Origin of the sequence: Paenibacillus sp. EKM212P (genome assembly GCF_011066115.1) — a bacterium.
Taxonomy (GTDB): Bacteria; Bacillota; Bacilli; order Paenibacillales; family Paenibacillaceae; genus Paenibacillus; species Paenibacillus polymyxa_B.
Map to the genome: position 1 here is coordinate 78,086 of NZ_JAAMNR010000004.1, position 17,940 is coordinate 96,025.

General features: G+C 46.9%; 14 protein-coding genes. All 14 read right to left on the minus strand.

Annotated features, from left to right (window positions below; translation table 11 throughout):
- Window positions 1-2: 2 nt before the first annotated feature.
- The gene (murD, locus tag G9G54_RS12880; protein ID WP_165178384.1) at window positions 3-1,424 is read right to left on the minus strand and encodes a UDP-N-acetylmuramoyl-L-alanine--D-glutamate ligase; all 1,422 of its coding nucleotides are present in this window, start codon (window positions 1,422-1,424) and stop codon (window positions 3-5) included.
- A 4-nt stretch (window positions 1,425-1,428) separates the two neighbouring features.
- The gene (gene mraY, locus G9G54_RS12885; protein ID WP_013311092.1) at window positions 1,429-2,397 is read right to left on the minus strand and encodes a phospho-N-acetylmuramoyl-pentapeptide-transferase; all 969 of its coding nucleotides are present in this window, start codon (window positions 2,395-2,397) and stop codon (window positions 1,429-1,431) included.
- A 22-nt stretch (window positions 2,398-2,419) separates the two neighbouring features.
- Window positions 2,420-3,823 carry a UDP-N-acetylmuramoyl-tripeptide--D-alanyl-D-alanine ligase gene (locus tag G9G54_RS12890; RefSeq protein ID WP_165178744.1) on the minus strand — a complete coding sequence of 468 codons (1,404 nt, stop codon included), beginning with the start codon at window positions 3,821-3,823 and terminating at the stop codon, window positions 2,420-2,422.
- A complete protein-coding gene (locus G9G54_RS12895) occupies window positions 3,823-5,310 on the minus strand; it encodes a UDP-N-acetylmuramoyl-L-alanyl-D-glutamate--2,6-diaminopimelate ligase (protein ID WP_069289989.1) in 1,488 nt (495 codons plus the stop codon). Before G9G54_RS12895 ends, G9G54_RS12890 begins: the two co-directional genes overlap by 1 nt.
- Before the next feature lie 55 nt (window positions 5,311-5,365).
- Window positions 5,366-7,282 carry a stage V sporulation protein D gene (locus G9G54_RS12900; RefSeq protein ID WP_069289990.1) on the minus strand — a complete coding sequence of 639 codons (1,917 nt, stop codon included), beginning with the start codon at window positions 7,280-7,282 and terminating at the stop codon, window positions 5,366-5,368.
- Between the two features lie 81 nt (window positions 7,283-7,363).
- Window positions 7,364-9,718 (minus strand): penicillin-binding transpeptidase domain-containing protein, encoded by a 2,355-nt coding sequence (locus G9G54_RS12905; protein ID WP_165178385.1) that lies wholly within the window; start codon window positions 9,716-9,718, stop codon window positions 7,364-7,366.
- Between the two features lie 60 nt (window positions 9,719-9,778).
- Entirely contained in the window at window positions 9,779-10,159 is a 381-nt protein-coding gene (locus tag G9G54_RS12910; protein WP_025721604.1) for a hypothetical protein, read from the minus strand.
- A gap of 24 nt (window positions 10,160-10,183) precedes the next feature.
- Window positions 10,184-11,134 carry a 16S rRNA (cytosine(1402)-N(4))-methyltransferase RsmH gene (gene rsmH / locus G9G54_RS12915; RefSeq protein ID WP_061828520.1) on the minus strand — a complete coding sequence of 317 codons (951 nt, stop codon included), beginning with the start codon at window positions 11,132-11,134 and terminating at the stop codon, window positions 10,184-10,186.
- A 17-nt stretch (window positions 11,135-11,151) separates the two neighbouring features.
- Window positions 11,152-11,589, minus strand: a complete 438-nt coding sequence (gene mraZ / locus G9G54_RS12920) for a division/cell wall cluster transcriptional repressor MraZ (RefSeq protein WP_013311099.1) — start codon at window positions 11,587-11,589, stop codon at window positions 11,152-11,154.
- A 331-nt stretch (window positions 11,590-11,920) separates the two neighbouring features.
- Window positions 11,921-13,186: an adenosylhomocysteinase gene (locus tag G9G54_RS12925; RefSeq protein WP_165178386.1), complete on the minus strand. Its 1,266-nt coding sequence runs from the start codon at window positions 13,184-13,186 to the stop codon at window positions 11,921-11,923.
- A 63-nt stretch (window positions 13,187-13,249) separates the two neighbouring features.
- Complete coding sequence (gene bshC, locus G9G54_RS12930) at window positions 13,250-14,881, minus strand: bacillithiol biosynthesis cysteine-adding enzyme BshC (protein WP_165178387.1); 1,632 nt, start codon at window positions 14,879-14,881, stop codon at window positions 13,250-13,252.
- A gap of 122 nt (window positions 14,882-15,003) precedes the next feature.
- Window positions 15,004-15,942 carry an ABC transporter ATP-binding protein gene (locus tag G9G54_RS12935; protein ID WP_013311102.1) on the minus strand — a complete coding sequence of 313 codons (939 nt, stop codon included), beginning with the start codon at window positions 15,940-15,942 and terminating at the stop codon, window positions 15,004-15,006.
- An 11-nt stretch (window positions 15,943-15,953) separates the two neighbouring features.
- Window positions 15,954-16,904, minus strand: coding sequence for an ABC transporter permease (locus G9G54_RS12940; RefSeq protein WP_013311103.1), 951 nt, complete (start codon window positions 16,902-16,904; stop codon window positions 15,954-15,956).
- Window positions 16,905-16,908: 4 nt separating this feature from the next.
- Window positions 16,909-17,841 (minus strand): ABC transporter permease, encoded by a 933-nt coding sequence (locus G9G54_RS12945; RefSeq protein WP_023989458.1) that lies wholly within the window; start codon window positions 17,839-17,841, stop codon window positions 16,909-16,911.
- Window positions 17,842-17,940 lie beyond the last annotated feature (99 nt).

The window sequence follows — 17,940 nt, forward strand, 5'->3', positions numbered from 1 at the left end:
ACTTACAATTTATGCGCCGCCTCTTTAAAAATACGTCCACGCTCTTCATAGGATCGGAACATATCCCAGCTTGCACAGGCGGGTGAGAGTAATACTACATCTCCCGTCTCAGCAAATTCAGCAGCCTTGTTCACAGCCTCCACGAGCGTAGCGGCGGCATCCTCCCCATTATCGACGACCTTGACATGCTCTATTCCGGCCTGATGGGCCCGCTCAGCCAGCTTATGCCGTGTCTCACCCAAGAGCACAACGGCTTTCACACCTTCCTGCAAGGAAGGTACGAGCTCTGTATAATCAGAGCCGCGATCCAATCCTCCGGCAATGAGTACAATCGGTTGCTTAAAGGAGGATAAGGCCATCATTGTTGCTTTCGAATTGGTTGCTTTGGAGTTATTGTAATAAGCTACACCAGCGTGTTCTAAAACATATTCAAGCCGATGTTCGACGCCGCGAAAAGTACTTAATGGTTCCGCCAAATTCGCTGATTCTGCGCCTGCAGCAATGGCGATTGCGCAAGCAGCAAGAGCATTTTCTACGTTAAAACGACCGGGAAGTCCAATCTCAGCTACGCCTATAATGGGATGCAGCACACCATTTCCATCGCGGTATACGATGCTACGTTCAATATCGTCCGTCACATCCGGTATGTATGGCGGGTCAGCGAACAACCCTTCCTGCAAACGTTCTGTCATAGAGAACGGAAGCAGCTTCGCTTTTATATAGGGTACGAGCTCCCGGCAGACAGGGTCATCCCAGTTCACCACCGCAGTATCCGCTGCCGTTTGATTGGCAAATAGACGCGCCTTGGATGCAACGTAGTCCTCCATGCCTCCGTGGTAGTCCAAATGGGTCTCAGCTACATTGAGCAGGCAGGCCACAGTGGGCTTGAAATCTTTTGTTCCTTTTAACTGAAAGCTGCTCAGCTCCACAACCATCCACTCGTCCGACTTGGCATCCACAGCCGCCTCACATACGGGCGTACCGATATTACCAGCCACGATTGGATTCATGCCGGATGCTTCCAACAGCTTGCCTACCCAAGTGGTCGTGGTCGTCTTTCCGTTGGAGCCAGTAATTCCGATGATCGGAGCTTTACATAGATGGTAGGCGACCTCAACCTCGGTCACGACCTCAATGCCGAGCTCGACAGCTTTCTGTACGGGAGGGGCCGTATAAGGAATCCCTGGATTTTTGACAACCAGCTTCACTCCAGGATGAATTAGCCCTTCTGGGTGACCCCCACATAAAACGGAAATTCCCAAAGCCTCTAATTCAGAAGCTTCGGGACATTGTTTCCTATCCTTTTTATCATTGACTGTCAGCTTGGCTCCGGCCTGGTGCAGCACCTTGGCAACTTGCACGCCGCTTTTAGCCAGACCGATAATGACGACTTCCTGATCTCTGTATGCGTCTGGATGGTTCATTTGTCTACAACCCCTTGTTGAGATAAAGTCCGAGTCCTGCCAACAGCAGTCCTACAGCCCAGAATGTAATAACTACGCGCCATTCGGACCAGCCGGACAGCTCGAAGTGATGATGAATTGGGCTCATTTTGAAAATACGCTTGCCACGTGTTTTAAAGGAAGCTACTTGCAAGACTACGGACAGCATTTCAATTACGAATACACCACCGATAATGAGGAACAAAATTTCGCTTTTCGTAACGATGGCAATGGCACCTATGGCGCCGCCGATTCCCAGCGAGCCTGTATCACCCATAAACACCTTGGCTGGATGAGCATTATATACGAGAAATCCGAGTACAGCGCCAATCATAGCCGCTGAGCATACTGCTGCCGGAAGCGAGGTTGCCTGAATCGCGACAATGGCATAAGCAGCAAAGGCAATGGCACTTGTACCGGACAGCAGCCCGTCCAGCCCATCCGTGAAATTGACAGCATTGCTAATCGCCAGCATCATGATAATGATGAACGGATAATAAAACCAGCCGCCCCAATCAAATGACCATGACGTTCCAGGGATGCCGATCGCAGTACTATGATCATTGCTAAGCAGAAGCCAGCACATAATTGCGCCGAACAATAATTGCCCAAACAGCTTTTGACGCGCCGTCAGACCTAACGAGCGTTTGAATACAATTTTGATATAGTCGTCCAAAAAGCCGATCAGCCCAAAACCGAGCGTAGCAACCAGCAGAACGTAAAAGTCCGTATTTTTGATAGCTGAAAACTTAAGAAAGGTCAGTGTAAAAGCCACCAGAATCACGATACCGCCCATTGTAGGCGTACCTATCTTTTTAAGATGGCTTTGTGGCCCGTCATCCCGGACCTGCTGGCCGAATTTCATTCGCCGCAGCAGCGGAATGAGCAGTGGAGCGGCAATGACCGCCAGTATAAACGATACGACGATCGTCAGCAGTAATAATTGAATATCCATGGGAGTCTCCCTCTCGTCAACATCAGTTCTGTAGCGGACCGTTTTTCAGCGCATCCACAATTTCTTCTAGCCGCATCCCTCTGGATGCCTTAACCAGCACAATATCATTGGCGTGGAGATGAACCTGCAAATGCTGGATCAGCTCTTGCTTATCTGTATAAGCGTGCACGTTAGCAGTTGGCATCAACCCTTGCGCACCCTGCGCAATCGAAGTGCCTAACGCACCGTAGGTATACAGTACCTCTACGTCGTGCTTTGCCGCAAAAATTCCAATTTCCTCATGGAATTGCTTTTCCTCAGGTCCCAGCTCCAGCATGTCACCAAGTACGGCGACTTTACGTCCGTCCGTTTTATATGCAGACAACGTCTGAATTGCGGCCTTCATTGAAGCCGGGCTGGCATTATAAGCGTCGTTTAGCACGGTAAGTCCATTAGGACAGTTCACGACCTCAATGCGCATGCCCGTCAGTTTTAAAGACGACAACCCTTTACGTATTTGGTCTGCATCGACATTGAAATGACGCGCTACCGCCAGTGCTGCCAAACCATTTACAACATTGTGCTGTCCAAGCAAGGGAAGCCGGAAAGCCTCTTTGCCAGATTGGGCTGTTATGAATAAGCTACCTTCTTCATCCGAAGTGATTTCAGTCGGATAGTCATCGTTTCCTGTAGCTAGCCCGAACGCAAACAATTTTAAACCTTCAGGCTTGACCGTTTCAGACTCCGCCAACACTTGTGAAAGCAGTGGTTCATCCCCATTGTAGATCAGCAAACCACCAGGCTTAAGGCCACTTGTAATCTCCAACTTTGCACGAGCGATTTCCGTTCGAGAACCAAGCTGCAGCAAGTGCGATTCGCCTATGTTCGTTATGATAGCTACATCTGGTTGAGCGATATTAGCCAGCAGACGAATCTCTCCGCGCCCACTCATGCCCATCTCCAGAATGAGAATATCTGTATCCTGCGGCATGGAAAGTACAGTTAAAGGCAAACCGATATGATTGTTATAATTCCCTTCGGTTTTGTGTACTTTAAAAGTCGTGCCCAGCAGAGCGTTTACGATGTCTTTCGTTGTCGTCTTGCCGTTGCTTCCCGTGATCCCAACGACAGAAACGCCAATTTCGCGTAAGTATGCAGCTGCTAGATGCTGAAGGGCTTCTAACGTATCCTCTACCTCAATAGCATTCTCAGCCGGAGGTGCTCCATGATCCTTTTGCCATAAAAATGCAGCTGCACCTGCCTCGCTTACGATCTGCTGCACATAATTATGTCCATCAAACCGTTCGCCCACGAGTGGAACAAACAACCCTTGGCTCTGCGGCCTGCGAGAATCTGTAAAAACGCCTTCGACCATCTGTTCGGCGTCCGCTTCTCCGTGAAGTGTTCCTCCACACATAGATGCAATCTGACCGATTGTTCTTTTCATCACTTGGATAAACCCCTTATCGCTTCTTTGGCTACGATGCGGTCATCGAATTCATGCACCGTTTTTCCGATCAACTGGTAAGTCTCATGACCTTTTCCCGCAATCAATACTACATCGTCAGGGCTTGCCATTTCAACAGCTTTATGAATTGCAGTTCTGCGATCCACGATCAATTCGTATCGTTCTGCGGGTACACCTTCGTCAATCAACCCTTGTTCGATGTCTTTCAAAATCACTTTTGGGTCCTCTGTTCGCGGATTATCGGAAGTAATAAACGAATGATCACTGTAACGCGCAGCAATTTTCCCCATCAACGGACGTTTTGTACGATCCCGGTCACCGCCGCATCCAAATACACACCATACTTTACCGACCGCAAATTCCTTTACGGTGCGAAGGACATTTTCCAATCCGTCCGGTGTATGGGCATAATCTACAATAACAGCAAAGGGCTGACCCGCATCTACAGGCTCTACCCGCCCATCTACGCCTGCGATAGACTCTAGACTGCGCTTGATATCCACTAGCGAGATTCCTTCCAGCAAAGCAGCGGTAATGGCCGCCAGTGCGTTGTACACATTGAACTTGCCCACCATTCGAAGCTCAATATCGGTATCTCCTTTAAAAGTAGACACATGGAAGGAGGTTCCCTTGGAACCTATAGTGATACGAGATGCCTGCACATCAGACTCCTTTTCTACGCCGTATGTAATCACTTGGGCCGCAGTTTGAGCCTGCAAATAGGAAGAAGCCGGATCGTCTGCATTCAGAACAGCATATTTGCTATCTGATGCATCCCGCGAGAAAGCATTTCCCAACCTAGAGAACAAAAGTCCTTTTGCAGCACGGTACTCCTCCATTGTGTTGTGGTAGTCCAGGTGGTCCTGCGTCAGGTTTGTAAATATAGCGGTGCGAAAATCAGTTCCTTTGACGCGGCCCTGCTCCAACGCATGTGAGGATACTTCCATGACACAGCATTGAACCCCCTGCTCTGCCATATTTCCGAGATAACGTTGCAGTTCCACCGCTTCGGGCGTAGTGCCAGACATTGGGTAAGACTGGCCTCCGTAACGCATTTGAATCGTACCAATCAGTCCGGTGTTCACCCCGGCATCCTTCATGATCTTTTCAATCAAATAAGTTATCGTTGTTTTACCGTTGGTTCCGGTTATGCCGATCATGCGCATGCGTCGGCTCGGTGAATCAAACATATAATCCGCCAAAACCGCCATGGCATGTCGTGCATCCTTAACTACAAGCTGCGGAACAGGTACATCCAGTTCCCGTTCAACGACCAAAGCTGCCGCCCCGGACGCAATTGCCTGCTCAGCATAGTCATGTCCGTCCACTGTAAAACCTGGCAAACATAGAAATAAATCTCCCTGTTGCACTCGACGTGAATCCGCCCCGATTCCTCGGCAATCCACTGTACCGTCACCCACCACACGGGAGACGGCCAGCAGTGAAGCCAATTGTTGAAGCTGCATCTTTCATTCCTCCATTGCTCTCTCGTTATTCATAGTATGGTATAAAATGAACCTATCAATCCCCCATGTAAATACGGATCGTTGATCCCCGCTCCAATCTGGAGCCCGGCTTCGGCGCCTGACTCACGACCGTCTTGCCTGACCCAGATTTGACGAGCATAAAGTTCATATTCATATCTTCGTACAAATCAGCTGCAGTAGCACCTACCAGATCAGGTACCGTTTCGATTGGATTTTCTCCATACTTGTACTCTTTGGCAATTTGATTGGTGCGAGGCGGTATTTTCAAGGCAATCAGCGCGTCCTTTAAAATATTTTGCACGATTGGCGCAGCAACCACCCCGCCGAATTGAATGCCCTTCGGGTTATCGACAGCGGTATAAACGACGATTTGCGGATCATCCGCCGGTGCAAAACCAATAAAGGATACAATATGCTCCGAGGAAGAATAACGCCCGTTAATCACCTTTTGTGCTGTCCCCGTTTTACCTCCCACCCGGTAGCCTTCAATGAAAGCAGGACGACCTGTACCTTTAGCAACGACGCTTTCCAGCGCTTCCCTTACCTGTCGGGAGGTTTCCTCTGAAATAACCCTACGTACCAGTTCTGGCTCTACTTTTTCCAGCACTTTTCCGGTTCCCGGCTGAACCCAACCTTTTGTAATGTGAGGCTTATAAAGATTACCGCCATTGATTGCCGCTGATACAGCCGTAACCTGCTGGATCGGAGTAACAGACACCCCTTGACCAAAAGCGGTTGTCGCCAGCTCTACAGGACCAACCTGAGGAAGCTTGAACAAAATACCGTTGCCCTCACCAATCATGTCGATCCCCGTTTTGCTGCCGAAGCCAAAATTGCGAATGTATTTGAACAGTGTTTCTTTACCTAATCGCTGCCCTAATGTTACAAAACCGGGGTTGCAAGAATTCTCCACCACTTGAAGGAAAGTTTGGCTTCCATGTCCGCCTTTCTTCCAGCAACGCAGGCGTGCTCCACCGACTTCAATATATCCCGGATCAAAAAAACGGTCATTTTTGAGATTGACCTTCTTTTCTTCCAAGGCAGCCGCCAGTGTAATAATTTTGAAAGTAGACCCAGGTTCATATGTCATCCAGATAGGCAGATTTCGATTATAGATTTCAGGCGCATATTGCTTGTATTGCGCTGGCTCATAGCTTGGTCGTCCAGCCATGCCTAATATTTCACCCGTCTTAGGGTTCATAGCTATAGACAACGCGGACTTCGCCTGAAATTTGACCATGGCTTGGTCAAGCTCCCGTTCCATAATGGACTGCACAGACTTATCAATGGTTAATTGTAAATTCAGTCCATCCTTCGGTTCAATGTATTTTTCAGAAGAACCAGGCATTAGACGACCACCTGCATCCGATAAATACGCAATGCTTCCGTCGATTCCCCGAAGCTTACTGTTTTGCTGCTTCTCTACGCCTGTCAGCCCTTGATTATCAATTCCTGTAAACCCAAGAATATGAGCCGCTAGATCACCATAAGGATAATAACGTTTGTTGTCTTCAGCAACAACGATACCCGGCAGCTTCAAATCACGAATTTGCTGCGCTTTCTCCATCGTAATTTTTCGTCCGCCGGGCTGAAGTTTTTGGCTTGCTGTTCGTTTGGTAATCAGCTTGAGTACTTTATCCTCACTCATATCCAGCAAGGGCGCTAGCCTGCGTGCCGTTTCTTCCGGCTTCTTAATTTGTACTGGTATCGCCATGACTGTCGGCGAACTGACATTATAGGTCAGCGCCGTACCCTGCCTATCCAAAATTTCGCCACGCTTGGCGGCAAATGGAATATTGCGGCGCCACGAATCCTCAGCCTTGGCCGAGAGCTCGCCTCCTTTACCCAATTGAACATAGGCGAGCCGGATCGACAAGGCCGCAAACAGTACAAATAATCCCATTAGCCCCCATACCAGCCTCCGCCGCATGGTCACGTTAGATTTTTTCAAACGCGCTCCCTCCGTTCCTCAAATACTCATGACATGTCTTACCTCATGAATATTCAAAAGAACGGACATTAGAACAAGCTATCAGTTATCCTCGCCTTTAATCGCAGCAGCACTTTCCTCATCTGCAACAGCAGATATTCCTCCCTTAGGAGCTCCCGAGTCTGTTCCAGCATCAGCAGTAGTACCGGAATCGGTTTTAGTATCGACCTCCGTTTTTGTTGCGCTGCCGGTCTGGTTAGCTGCAACTCCATTGGTCGAGTCCTGTGTTTCCTCCGGTTTCACTCCGGTCACCGTTTCTTTGGCCGGCTGAAGCGTCACGCTGACCATCCGCTTTCCATTTACCATTTGCGCCTTTTGAGAGACAACATAACCTTCGCCGCTTACCTGCACACCAACCTTCATAAGGGTCAGAACTTGAAGTGTGTCACGCAACGAAACACCTGTAAAATCAGGAATAGTCATGTTGGCACTATCCTCAGTCAGCAAGTAAATGCGTTGTCCGGGTTTCATTTTGACGCCTGCTTCAGGATACTGGCGAACAATTTTGGAGCCTTTGCCTACCGTTTCATAGGCAATTCCCTGTTTGAGCAATGCATTTTGCGCATCCTTCTTCACCTGACCAGTTAATGTTGGTACCGTTGGCAAATTCACTGTTTTTACAACAGCGGCACCTGATTTATTCGTTTTAGTTCCCGTTTTTGGAACCCCCATATATTGCAACGATTGGGATACAATTTTTTTAAATACAGGTGCTGCTGCTGTACCGCCGCCTACCGATTTGTTAGGTTCGTCCATAACAACCAAAACAGCTATTTTCGGATCATTTACCGGTGCAAAACCTATAAAGGACACGACATCCTTCGAATGGTCATATACTTTTCCGACGACCTTCGTCGCCGTACCTGTTTTACCAGCTACACGATATCCGTCAATATAAGCAAGACGTCCCGTACCAATTTCTTGGTCAGATACGACCTGCTCTAGATAGCTGCTTGTCTGGACTGCCGATTCCCGAGTAATCACTTGGCGGACTTCCTTCGGTTGAATCGTCTGAACTTCGCCTGTATCTGGGTTGATGATTTCCTTCACCAGATGAGGCTGCATCAGCTTCCCTCCGTTAGCAATTGCCGAGATGGCAGCTACCTGCTGGATTGGCGTCACCTGAACACGTCCGTGTCCATATGAAGCGGTTGCGACCTCGGATTTGTACTGGGTATGGAATGTAATAGCTCCGGTAGACTCACTCGGAAGATCAATGCCCGTTTTCACGCCGAATCCAAAGTTATTAATATATTTCTTCAGTCTCTCGCCACCCAACTTATCCAGTCCCAGATGGACGAAACCAACGTTACTTGAGCGCTTGACTCCCTGAAGATAGGTTAACGTTCCCCAGTTGCGGCTTACATCACGAATATCCCAGCCTCCGACCCGAATCATACCAGATTGGTAAGATTCATTTGGATTGAACACCTTTTCTTGAACCGCAGCTGCCAAGGTTACAATCTTAAACGTGGAGCCAGGCTCGTAGATAGATTGAGTAGCATTATTACGGAAATATTCCAAGGGTGTACTCCCATATGTATTGGGATTAAAATTCGGATAAGTTGCCATACCAAGGACATCCATCGTCTGGGGATCAGCAGCTACTACAGTCATCGTTTTAGGGTTGTATTTTGCAATAGCTTCCTGCATGGCATCCTCTATATAATACTGAATTGTATCGTCAATCGTCAGCTTTAAATTTTTACCATTTTGTGCCGGCTCATAGACACTTTCCGATCCTTGAAGAGGAACTCCCTTCCGATCCCGCTGATACAGAAGCTTTCCAGCCGTCCCCGAGAGCTCTTTATTATAATAAGCTTCCAACCCCATACCTGCTGTGCCATCTTTTCTTTGATAGCCAAGAACATGGGAAGCCAGCTTATTTTCCGGATAATAGCGTTTGGATTCTTGAACAGTGTCCACAGCTCCAATTACTTCATACTTATCCTTCAAATACTCTTTGAACGTATCCACTTGTGCCTTGATCTCAGGGTCTACCTTCCAGCCCCCATTACGAATCTCGCGATTTTTTAAGTAGTTCCCCTTTTTATCCTTTGCAGAAAGATGTCCTCTCAGCTCATCCTCAGGCGTTTTGAGTAACTGGTGCAGCTTAGCTACAACCTCATTCTCCAAATCATACTCCTGAATGATGCTAGGATTGACAACTACCGTATAAGCCGGTGCATCCGTAGCCAATACGTTTCCTTTACGGTCCGTAATGGTTCCACGCTTGGGCTGAATGACCTGATCTCTTTCCACTTGATTAACTACCAGGTTATGCCAGTACTCCCCGCTCACAACTTGAATCCAAAATACCTTAAGTAGCAGAACAAGAAAAAAGAGGGTAATACATCCCCCTATTAGCAGTGTGCGAAGCTTTATTCTTTTGACCATAGCTCAAACCTCTCTGCAAAAAAATGTACGTCAGAGCATAGCTTGATGCTATGCCCTTAACTATTTGGCAGCCTGCTTTTCCACACGAATGGGCTCTCTTGTTGGTTCGATATATCCCTGTTGCTTTGCAGTCGGCACGATCTGATTTTCCAGACGCTCCTTTTGAATCTTCAGTTGGGCGATATTGGTCTGTAATTTGGAAATGTCCTTGCTTGCCGTATTAATCGAATAATTGATTTGATAAATGTGAGCGTACCTGCTAATCAACATACCAGCAATGACAATGCACGCTACAAGTGTCAATAGATACAGCAGCTTTTCTCGAATCGGCAGCTCTCTGCGGCGTGTAACGACTTTGGTGGTCTCACGATACCGTTGTTGCTGAACCTGTTCCTGACGGGCTCTTTCTTTTACAGCCAAATTACCGCGTGTATAAGCCATGTCGCCTCTCCTTCTCCATTAAATTTACAATTTCTCGGCAACTCTCAGCTTCGCTGACCGGGACCGTGGATTAAGCTCCAGTTCCTGCTCTGACGCCACAATCGGCTTACGGTTCACCAGCTTCAGATCGCCTTCCATTTTGTCCTCCAAAATAGGCAAATCAGATGGATAGATGCTTTTCGCCAAATACTCCTTGAAAATATGCTTGCATATCCGATCCTCCAGAGAATGGAATGTAATGACCGAAATTCTGCCTCCTGGAGCCAGACATCTTACTGCCTGATGCAAAGTATCTTCCAGTGCACCCAACTCATCATTCACAGCAATCCGCAAAGCCTGGAAACTGCGTTTAGCCGGATGTCCCCCGGTTCTGCGTGCCGCAGCCGGAATTCCTTCTTTGATAATATCGACAAGTTCCCCAGTTGTGTGAATAGGCTTGTTCAATCGACGTTCAATCATGATCTTTGCGATCCGCCGTGAAAACTTCTCTTCTCCGTAATGAAACAAAATACGCGCAATCTCTGCTTCCGACCATTCATTGACAATTTCGTAAGCCGTAAGCGAGCTACTCTGATCCATCCGCATATCAAGCGGCGCATCATGATTGTAGCTAAATCCCCGTTCCCCCTCATCGAACTGGGGCGAGGACACACCCAGATCGAACAAAATACCCTGGACCTGCGGGACGCCGTCTTTCTCGGGCAATCCCAATTCGGTCAGCTTGTCCTGCAAGTGGCGGAAGTTGGATTTCACTAATGAAATCTTGCCTTCATAGGCTGACAGCTTCTCTCGCGCATTGTTCAATGCCCAGTCGTCCTGATCAAAGGCAATGAGCCTTCCCTCAGGGCCAAGCTGTGATGCAATGACGGAACTGTGTCCTGCCCCTCCCAACGTGCAGTCCACATAAATCCCGTCCTGCCTGATGTTTAGTGCCTGTGTTGCTTCTTCTTTGAGTACGGTAATGTGGTGAAACAAACGGCTGACCTCCTAAATTACAATTCAAAGTTGAAATCAACCAATTTCTCAGCAATGTCGTTAAATGCTTCTTCTGATTGGTTGAAATATTGCTCCCAAGTGTGCTTGCTCCAAATCTCTACACGGGTGGACACTCCCAATACGACGCACTCTTTAGTGAGCTTGGCGTATTCGCACAAATTCCCCGGTAAATTTACCCTGCCCTGTTTGTCCAATTCGCATTCAGTCGCCCCCGAGAAAAAAAAACGGGTAAACGCCCGCGCATCGGCCTTCATCAGAGGCAGTGCTTTAAGTTTTTTCTCCATGACAGCCCACTCATCCATGGGATACACGAAGAGGCATTGGTCCAACCCGCGGGTAACCACGAACGAGGCACCGAGAAGTTCACGAAACTTGGCCGGTACAGTAAGCCGACCCTTCTCATCAATGCTATGTTGGAACTCCCCCATAAACATTGGTTTCGTCACCCCTTACCCCATTCTCCCACTTTGGCCCACTTTCCACCACCTAAGCATAATAGATTCGCTTTAAAAAATCAAAGACCTCTTTTTCATTACCAAAAAGTGATAGAAGCCGGATCCATACCATTATGTCTGTTATTGTAGCTCCGCGTCACAAGATGCAAAAAAGCCCCTTATCCCATGAAGCCGTCCCCCGACAATATGCATCAGGTTTCGAAACAACACGGAATAAAGGGCTTACTCTCTGTCCATTATGTCAACCTAAACAAATACTTGCATTAAAAACGCAACACTTTGCAGCGAAAATCGTGATGGAAAAATCCGATTACGCGTTCCAGCTGTCCAAATAGATCTTTTGTTCTTCAGTTAACGTGTCAATTTGGATTCCCAGACTATCAAGCTTGAATCGAGCTACCTGCTCATCAATTTCATAAGGTACATTAATAACGGCTTTGCCTAGTTCATTGTAACGATCATTCACATATTTCAAGCCAAGCGCCTGAAGCGCAAATGTCGTATCCATAATTTCCGCAGGATGTCCATCAGCAGCAGCCAGATTCACGAGGCGTCCTTCTGCCAGCAAATACATTTTACGTCCATCTTTAAAACGATATTCCTCGATATTGCGACGCACCGTACGAATGGATTCGGAACGTTTAGCAAGCTCAGGCTTACTAACCTCCACATCAAAATGCCCTGCGTTACACAGCACAGCTCCATCCTTCATCACATCAAAGTGTTCTCCTGTAATTACAGCCTTGTTTCCAGTTACTGTAATAAAGAAGTCGCCCAGTTTGGCAGCCTCTACCATCGGCAAGACATGGAAACCATCCATATGGGCTTCTACTGCCTTGATCGGATCAACTTCGGTTACAACAACGTTAGCTCCCAGCCCTTTCGCACGCATTGCAACTCCTTTGCCACACCAGCCATAACCTACCACAACCACTGTACTTCCTGCTACAACCAGATTAGTCGTACGAATAATGCCGTCGAAAGCTGACTGTCCTGTACCATAGCGGTTATCAAACAAATATTTGCAGTAAGCATCATTAACAGCCACCATCGGAAAGTGAAGTTGCCCTTCTTTTTCCAAAGCCTTCAAACGAATAATGCCAGTAGTTGTCTCCTCTGCTCCCCCACGGATCGTAGAAATCAGATCAGGCCGTTCGGATTGCAACAGAGTAACCAAGTCACCACCATCATCTATAATGAGATCCGGCTTTGTTTCCAGTGCCTTGATTTGCAAATTCTTGAATTCTTCTGGGTCTGGATTGTATTTAGCTAATACTGTAACGCCATCTTCAACTAATGCGGCACAAACATCATCTTGTGTAGACAAAGGATTACTCCCCGTAATAGTTACCTGCGCTCCACCTGCTTGTACCACTTTAGCCAGGTAAGCCGTTTTGGCCTCCAAATGTAGACAGATGGTTACCTTCAGACCAGCAAAAGGCTGCTCTTGCTCAAATTGTTGACGTATACGGTTCAATACCGGCATATGGGCTTCTACCCAATCAATTTTTAAATGACCTTCAGGGGCCAATTTAAGATCGTGAACTATGCTATTTTGTAGAGAATGGGAAGTCATACTTTGTTTCCTCCTTCATATTGGTTAAATTTGCTCCATGATAAATCCTATATAAAATAACAATCATACATAAATAACACGATGCGTACCTGTCAGATCCAATGGTACATTCATAATCGTATCAATCAAGCTGAGACCATGACGATTTAGAAAATGATAGACCGTATACGCCCGCTCCTGCGGCTGTCCAAATGGAAAAAGCGACCATTCAATACGATCCCACTGGCGAAGTGCTGTTTCATTTTGCCGAAGCAACGCTTCCTGAACTTTTGCCTCCAGATAGGCGATCTGTGCCAGAATCTTCTCGCGGTTGGTTTCTCCGAGCCGTAGCAAACCTTTTTCAATCAAACCTGTCTGCTGCACAAGTGGTTCGTACATGCGGACAAAAGCTTCCTTAGCCCCTGAAAACTGATCCTGCATTCCAAGCTGATCTTGAGTGGCAATCCATTGCTTTTTCCGTTCCTCAAGTCCGTCTCTAACTTGACCAAAACTTAATTCATACTTAAGCATATGCTTCTCCACACCTGGCTCTACCAACGTAAAAGACATTCGTGGCAGCAGTATCGGCATCTGCATCTCCAACACCTCGAAAGCATCTCGTGTAATCGCCCAGTAAGCAATCTCACCTAGACCCAGCACAGATGCCAGCACCGGAAACAGTGAATCCTGCATTAGAGGACGAGTTAGCACATTGTTACTAAAACGTTCGGGATGTCTATCTATCTCTTCAAGCAGTTCATCCACAGTAAACGCCACCAGACCGTGTCGATCCGTGAATAGTCCAGCTTTTTTGAAAAGCAGCAAGCGTTCATCTTCATGGATATAAAAGAGATTCGCGCCACCTTCATGCACATCGGCTTGTAAATGATATCCATAATCTACGATCCGTGTGGCAGCCGTCCGATAAGCCTGCTCCAACTCATCATTGTGCTGAACCAGCCGCTTAAAAACGGATGCTTCCAGCTTGCGTAGCGAAGGATCTGCTGAATCCAAGAGTACTAATCCATAGGTGCCAAACAAAAGGCCCAGCAACTTGGCAAAGGCTTCACTCAGTCCATATGAATCCGTTATCCCGTTCTCAATCATGCGCATTATATCAGCCTTATGTTCTGAATCTGGCAAGCTTTGCTCTATATCCGCTATCGCTTGCTTCCATTCAAAAGCGTCAACTTTAATGGCACTAACCGAAGATCGGCGTTCAGGTTGCTTGTTCAGCTTGATTTTGACGGCTTGTGGGTCATTTGCCATTACGTATGTATGATTGACCTCGTCCCAGTCATGATCTTCGCCAGCAATCCAGAAGATGGGAATAACCGGACGTCCAAGCCGTTCCTCAGCTTCTCTCGCCGCCTTAATAAGGGTAGCGGCTTTGTAAATGACCAACATCGGACCTGTGAACAATCCGCTTTGCTGCCCGCCAGCTACTACTAAGGCATCTGGACTTTCCAGACGGTCCAATGAAGCACGAACCGCCTCATACGAATTGTATTTCTCATTGTATATACGAAGACATGCTACGACATCCTTACGGTTTAATCGCAGATGCCCCGTCTTATCCAGCCACTTCGCCCGTTGGGCATAAGCATCGGCGTGCAGCACATTATATTCATACAAGTCGCTTGCGCGTCCTGTACCCTGTATATAATCTTCTGCCAAAGCCGACCCTCCGCGAAGCGTTTCCGGAATTATTTTCATGGGTCTGCCTCCTGTCTCCACCAAAACCTTACTGCTTGATTGTACCGAAAGCCTCTGTCCACGTCAAAGCTTCCTACAAAAAAAACCGCCGAATAACTCGGCGGTTGGTGCATAAAACAAGATCAGGCGTAAGGCTCAGCTACAAAATGTCCTTTAGACACTTCGATGAGCGTGGCATTTTCCAGGTTATAAGCCCCTGTCTTACTGCCAGATGCATCATGAATCGGGCCTGCTTGGTCGCCTGGCATAATAATCCGTTTTTTGTTGGCTTCTACTTCTGGATCAGGAAGTGGGATCGCCGACAAAAGCATTTTCGTATAAGGATGGATCGGATTTGCATACAACTCAGCACTTTCTGCAAGCTCAACCATTCTACCCATATACATTACAGCTACCCGATCACTGATGTGCTTGACCATCGACAGATCATGCGCAATGAACAGGTATGTTAGACCCAAACGTTCTTGAAGCTCTTTTAACAGGTTGACAACCTGAGCCTGAATAGATACGTCAAGAGCTGAAATCGGCTCATCACAAATGATGAATTTAGGATTAACAGCCAGTGCACGTGCAATACCGATCCGTTGACGTTGACCACCAGAAAACTCATGCGGATAGCGTGTTGCATGGTCAGGGTTCAAACCAACCAGATCAAGTAACTCCTCAATCCGTTTCTTACGTTCTGCACGGCTACCCGCCATATTGTGAATATCCAGTGCCTCACCAATAATATCAGAAACGGTAAAACGCGGGTTCAATGATGCATACGGATCTTGAAAGATCATCTGCATATCACGGCGCATTGCTTTCATTTTACTTGGTGATAATTTGTAAATATCCGTACCGTTAAAACGTACGCTACCTGCTGTAGGTTCATACAAGCGCAAAATCGTACGACCCGCTGTAGACTTACCACAGCCGGATTCGCCAACCATACCCAGCGTTTCACCCTCGCGAATATAGAAATTCAGGTTGTCCACCGCTTTGAGCACACGGTTTTTGCCAACATTAAAATACTTTTTAAGACCTTCAACCTCAATTAAATTGTTGCTACTCACCATGATCTCACCTCCTATTTCTTCAACTTCGGATCAAGCGCATCACGCAAGCCGTCGCCAAAAAGGTTGAACGCAAGCATAATCAAACTGATCAAACCTGCTGGGAAAAGCATCCGCCACGGGTAATACATCCACCCGGTCAGAGCTGATTCAATCATTGAACCCAACGACGCCTGAGGAGCCTGTACCCCTAATCCAAGGAAGCTCAGGAATGCCTCAGAGAAAATAGCACTTGGAACTGTCAAAGTCAGTGTGACAATGATCGGTCCTACCGCATTGGGCAACAAGTGACGGAACAGCAAACGACCAGCACCTGCACCCATTGAACGGGAAGCGAGTACGAATTCTCGGTTTTTAAGTTGTAACATCTCACCACGTACAATCCACGACATGTTAATCCACCCCGTTACACAGAGCGCAATAATAATTGTAGTGATACTTGGCTCCAGTACCACCAGCAACAGGATCGTAACAAGCAAGTAAGGAATGGAGTACAAGATTTCAGAAAATTTATTCATGATTTCATCAACGCGGCCACCAAAGTAACCCATAATTCCACCATAAATAACTCCAATCATCAAGTCAATCATTGCAGCAGCCAAACCAATAATCAAGGAAATCCGAGCGCCCATCCAAGTACGTACAAACATATCACGCCCCAGATCATCTGTTCCGAACCAATGTTCCGCCGAAGGAGGAAGATTGGTGCTCAACAAATCATTCGTGCGGTCATCGTATGGGGACAGCATTGGACCAACGATTGAAGCAAGCACAATGAGAACCAAAACACTCAAGCTTGTCATGGCCAGTTTGTTTTTACGAAGTCGCTCCCAAGCATCTCGCCAAGCGGATAAGCTTTCGCGCTGAATAACTTCAGACTGCTTTTCATCCGCCCCGACCTTCTGGAAATCTTCCGGTTTCACCTGAAGCTTATCCAAGTTCACAGCATTATCTTTAACAGACATAAAGTTATCCCTCCTTCCCGCCAGTAAGCTTAATCCGCGGATCAATAAATCCATATGCAATATCTGTAATAAAACGCGCCACCATCAGCAAAATACCGTAAAAAATAGTAACTCCCATAATCATGGTATAATCACGGGTTGTAATACTATCTACGAATACCTTACCAATACCGCCAATCCCGAAGATACGTTCAATAACAACTGAACCCGTAATAATATTGGCCGTCATTGGTCCCACATAGGTAACAACCGGCAGAATAGCATTACGCACAACGTGTTTGAACATAATAGTAATGGATTTCAAGCCTTTAGCCTTGGCAGTCTTGATGTAATCCGCATGAAGCACTTCCAGCATACTAGAACGCGTTAGTCGAGCGATAAACGCAATAGGGGAAGCAGATAGAGCTGCAACAGGCAGAACGTAGTCCATCGGACCGTCAAAGCCCATAACATTAAACCAACCTAACTGTTGAGCGAAGAAAAATTGAATCAACGATGCCAGAACGAAGCTGGGAACCGCAATCCCCATGATAGCTAATACCATTGCAACGTTATCTATTAGCCTACGATGATACAAAGCTGCTAGCATACCTAGCAAGAGACCGACAATTATCGACACGATTATGGCAACAAAACCCAGTTTAAGGGAAACCGTAAACGTTTGTCCGATAATGTCAGTTACACTTTGATTCAGCTTTTTCATAGAAATACCAAAATCACCTGAAGCAATATCACCTAAGTATTTAAAATATTGGACATATACAGGCTTATCCAGCCCATATTGCTCCATTAACCGGGCTTGAATCTCAGGAGAAGTCGCTTTTTCACTCATGAAGGGGTTACCCGGAATTGCTTTCATGAGAAAAAACGTCGCAGAGATCAGAATGAACAAAGATAGCAGCATGTAGAAAAATTTACTGATCAAATAACGCGTCATTGCCCGTTTACACCCCCCATAAATTTTTTTCGACACCATTCGATTTTATCGAAATAGAATTGGACTGTCCAATCTACTTATTTACATGGTTACATGATG

Coding starts and splice junctions, on each gene's coding strand:
- murD (WP_165178384.1), bottom strand. CDS start 1,424: ATGAACCATCCAGACGCATACAGAGATCAGGAAGTCGTCATTATCGGT.
- mraY (WP_013311092.1), bottom strand. CDS start 2,397: ATGGATATTCAATTATTACTGCTGACGATCGTCGTATCGTTTATACTG.
- G9G54_RS12890 (WP_165178744.1), bottom strand. CDS start 3,823: ATGAAAAGAACAATCGGTCAGATTGCATCTATGTGTGGAGGAACACTT.
- G9G54_RS12895 (WP_069289989.1), bottom strand. CDS start 5,310: ATGCAGCTTCAACAATTGGCTTCACTGCTGGCCGTCTCCCGTGTGGTG.
- G9G54_RS12905 (WP_165178385.1), bottom strand. CDS start 9,718: ATGGTCAAAAGAATAAAGCTTCGCACACTGCTAATAGGGGGATGTATT.
- G9G54_RS12910 (WP_025721604.1), bottom strand. CDS start 10,159: ATGGCTTATACACGCGGTAATTTGGCTGTAAAAGAAAGAGCCCGTCAG.
- mraZ (WP_013311099.1), bottom strand. CDS start 11,589: ATGTTTATGGGGGAGTTCCAACATAGCATTGATGAGAAGGGTCGGCTT.
- G9G54_RS12925 (WP_165178386.1), bottom strand. CDS start 13,186: ATGACTTCCCATTCTCTACAAAATAGCATAGTTCACGATCTTAAATTG.
- bshC (WP_165178387.1), bottom strand. CDS start 14,881: ATGAAAATAATTCCGGAAACGCTTCGCGGAGGGTCGGCTTTGGCAGAA.
- G9G54_RS12935 (WP_013311102.1), bottom strand. CDS start 15,942: ATGGTGAGTAGCAACAATTTAATTGAGGTTGAAGGTCTTAAAAAGTAT.
- G9G54_RS12940 (WP_013311103.1), bottom strand. CDS start 16,904: ATGTCTGTTAAAGATAATGCTGTGAACTTGGATAAGCTTCAGGTGAAA.
- G9G54_RS12945 (WP_023989458.1), bottom strand. CDS start 17,841: ATGACGCGTTATTTGATCAGTAAATTTTTCTACATGCTGCTATCTTTG.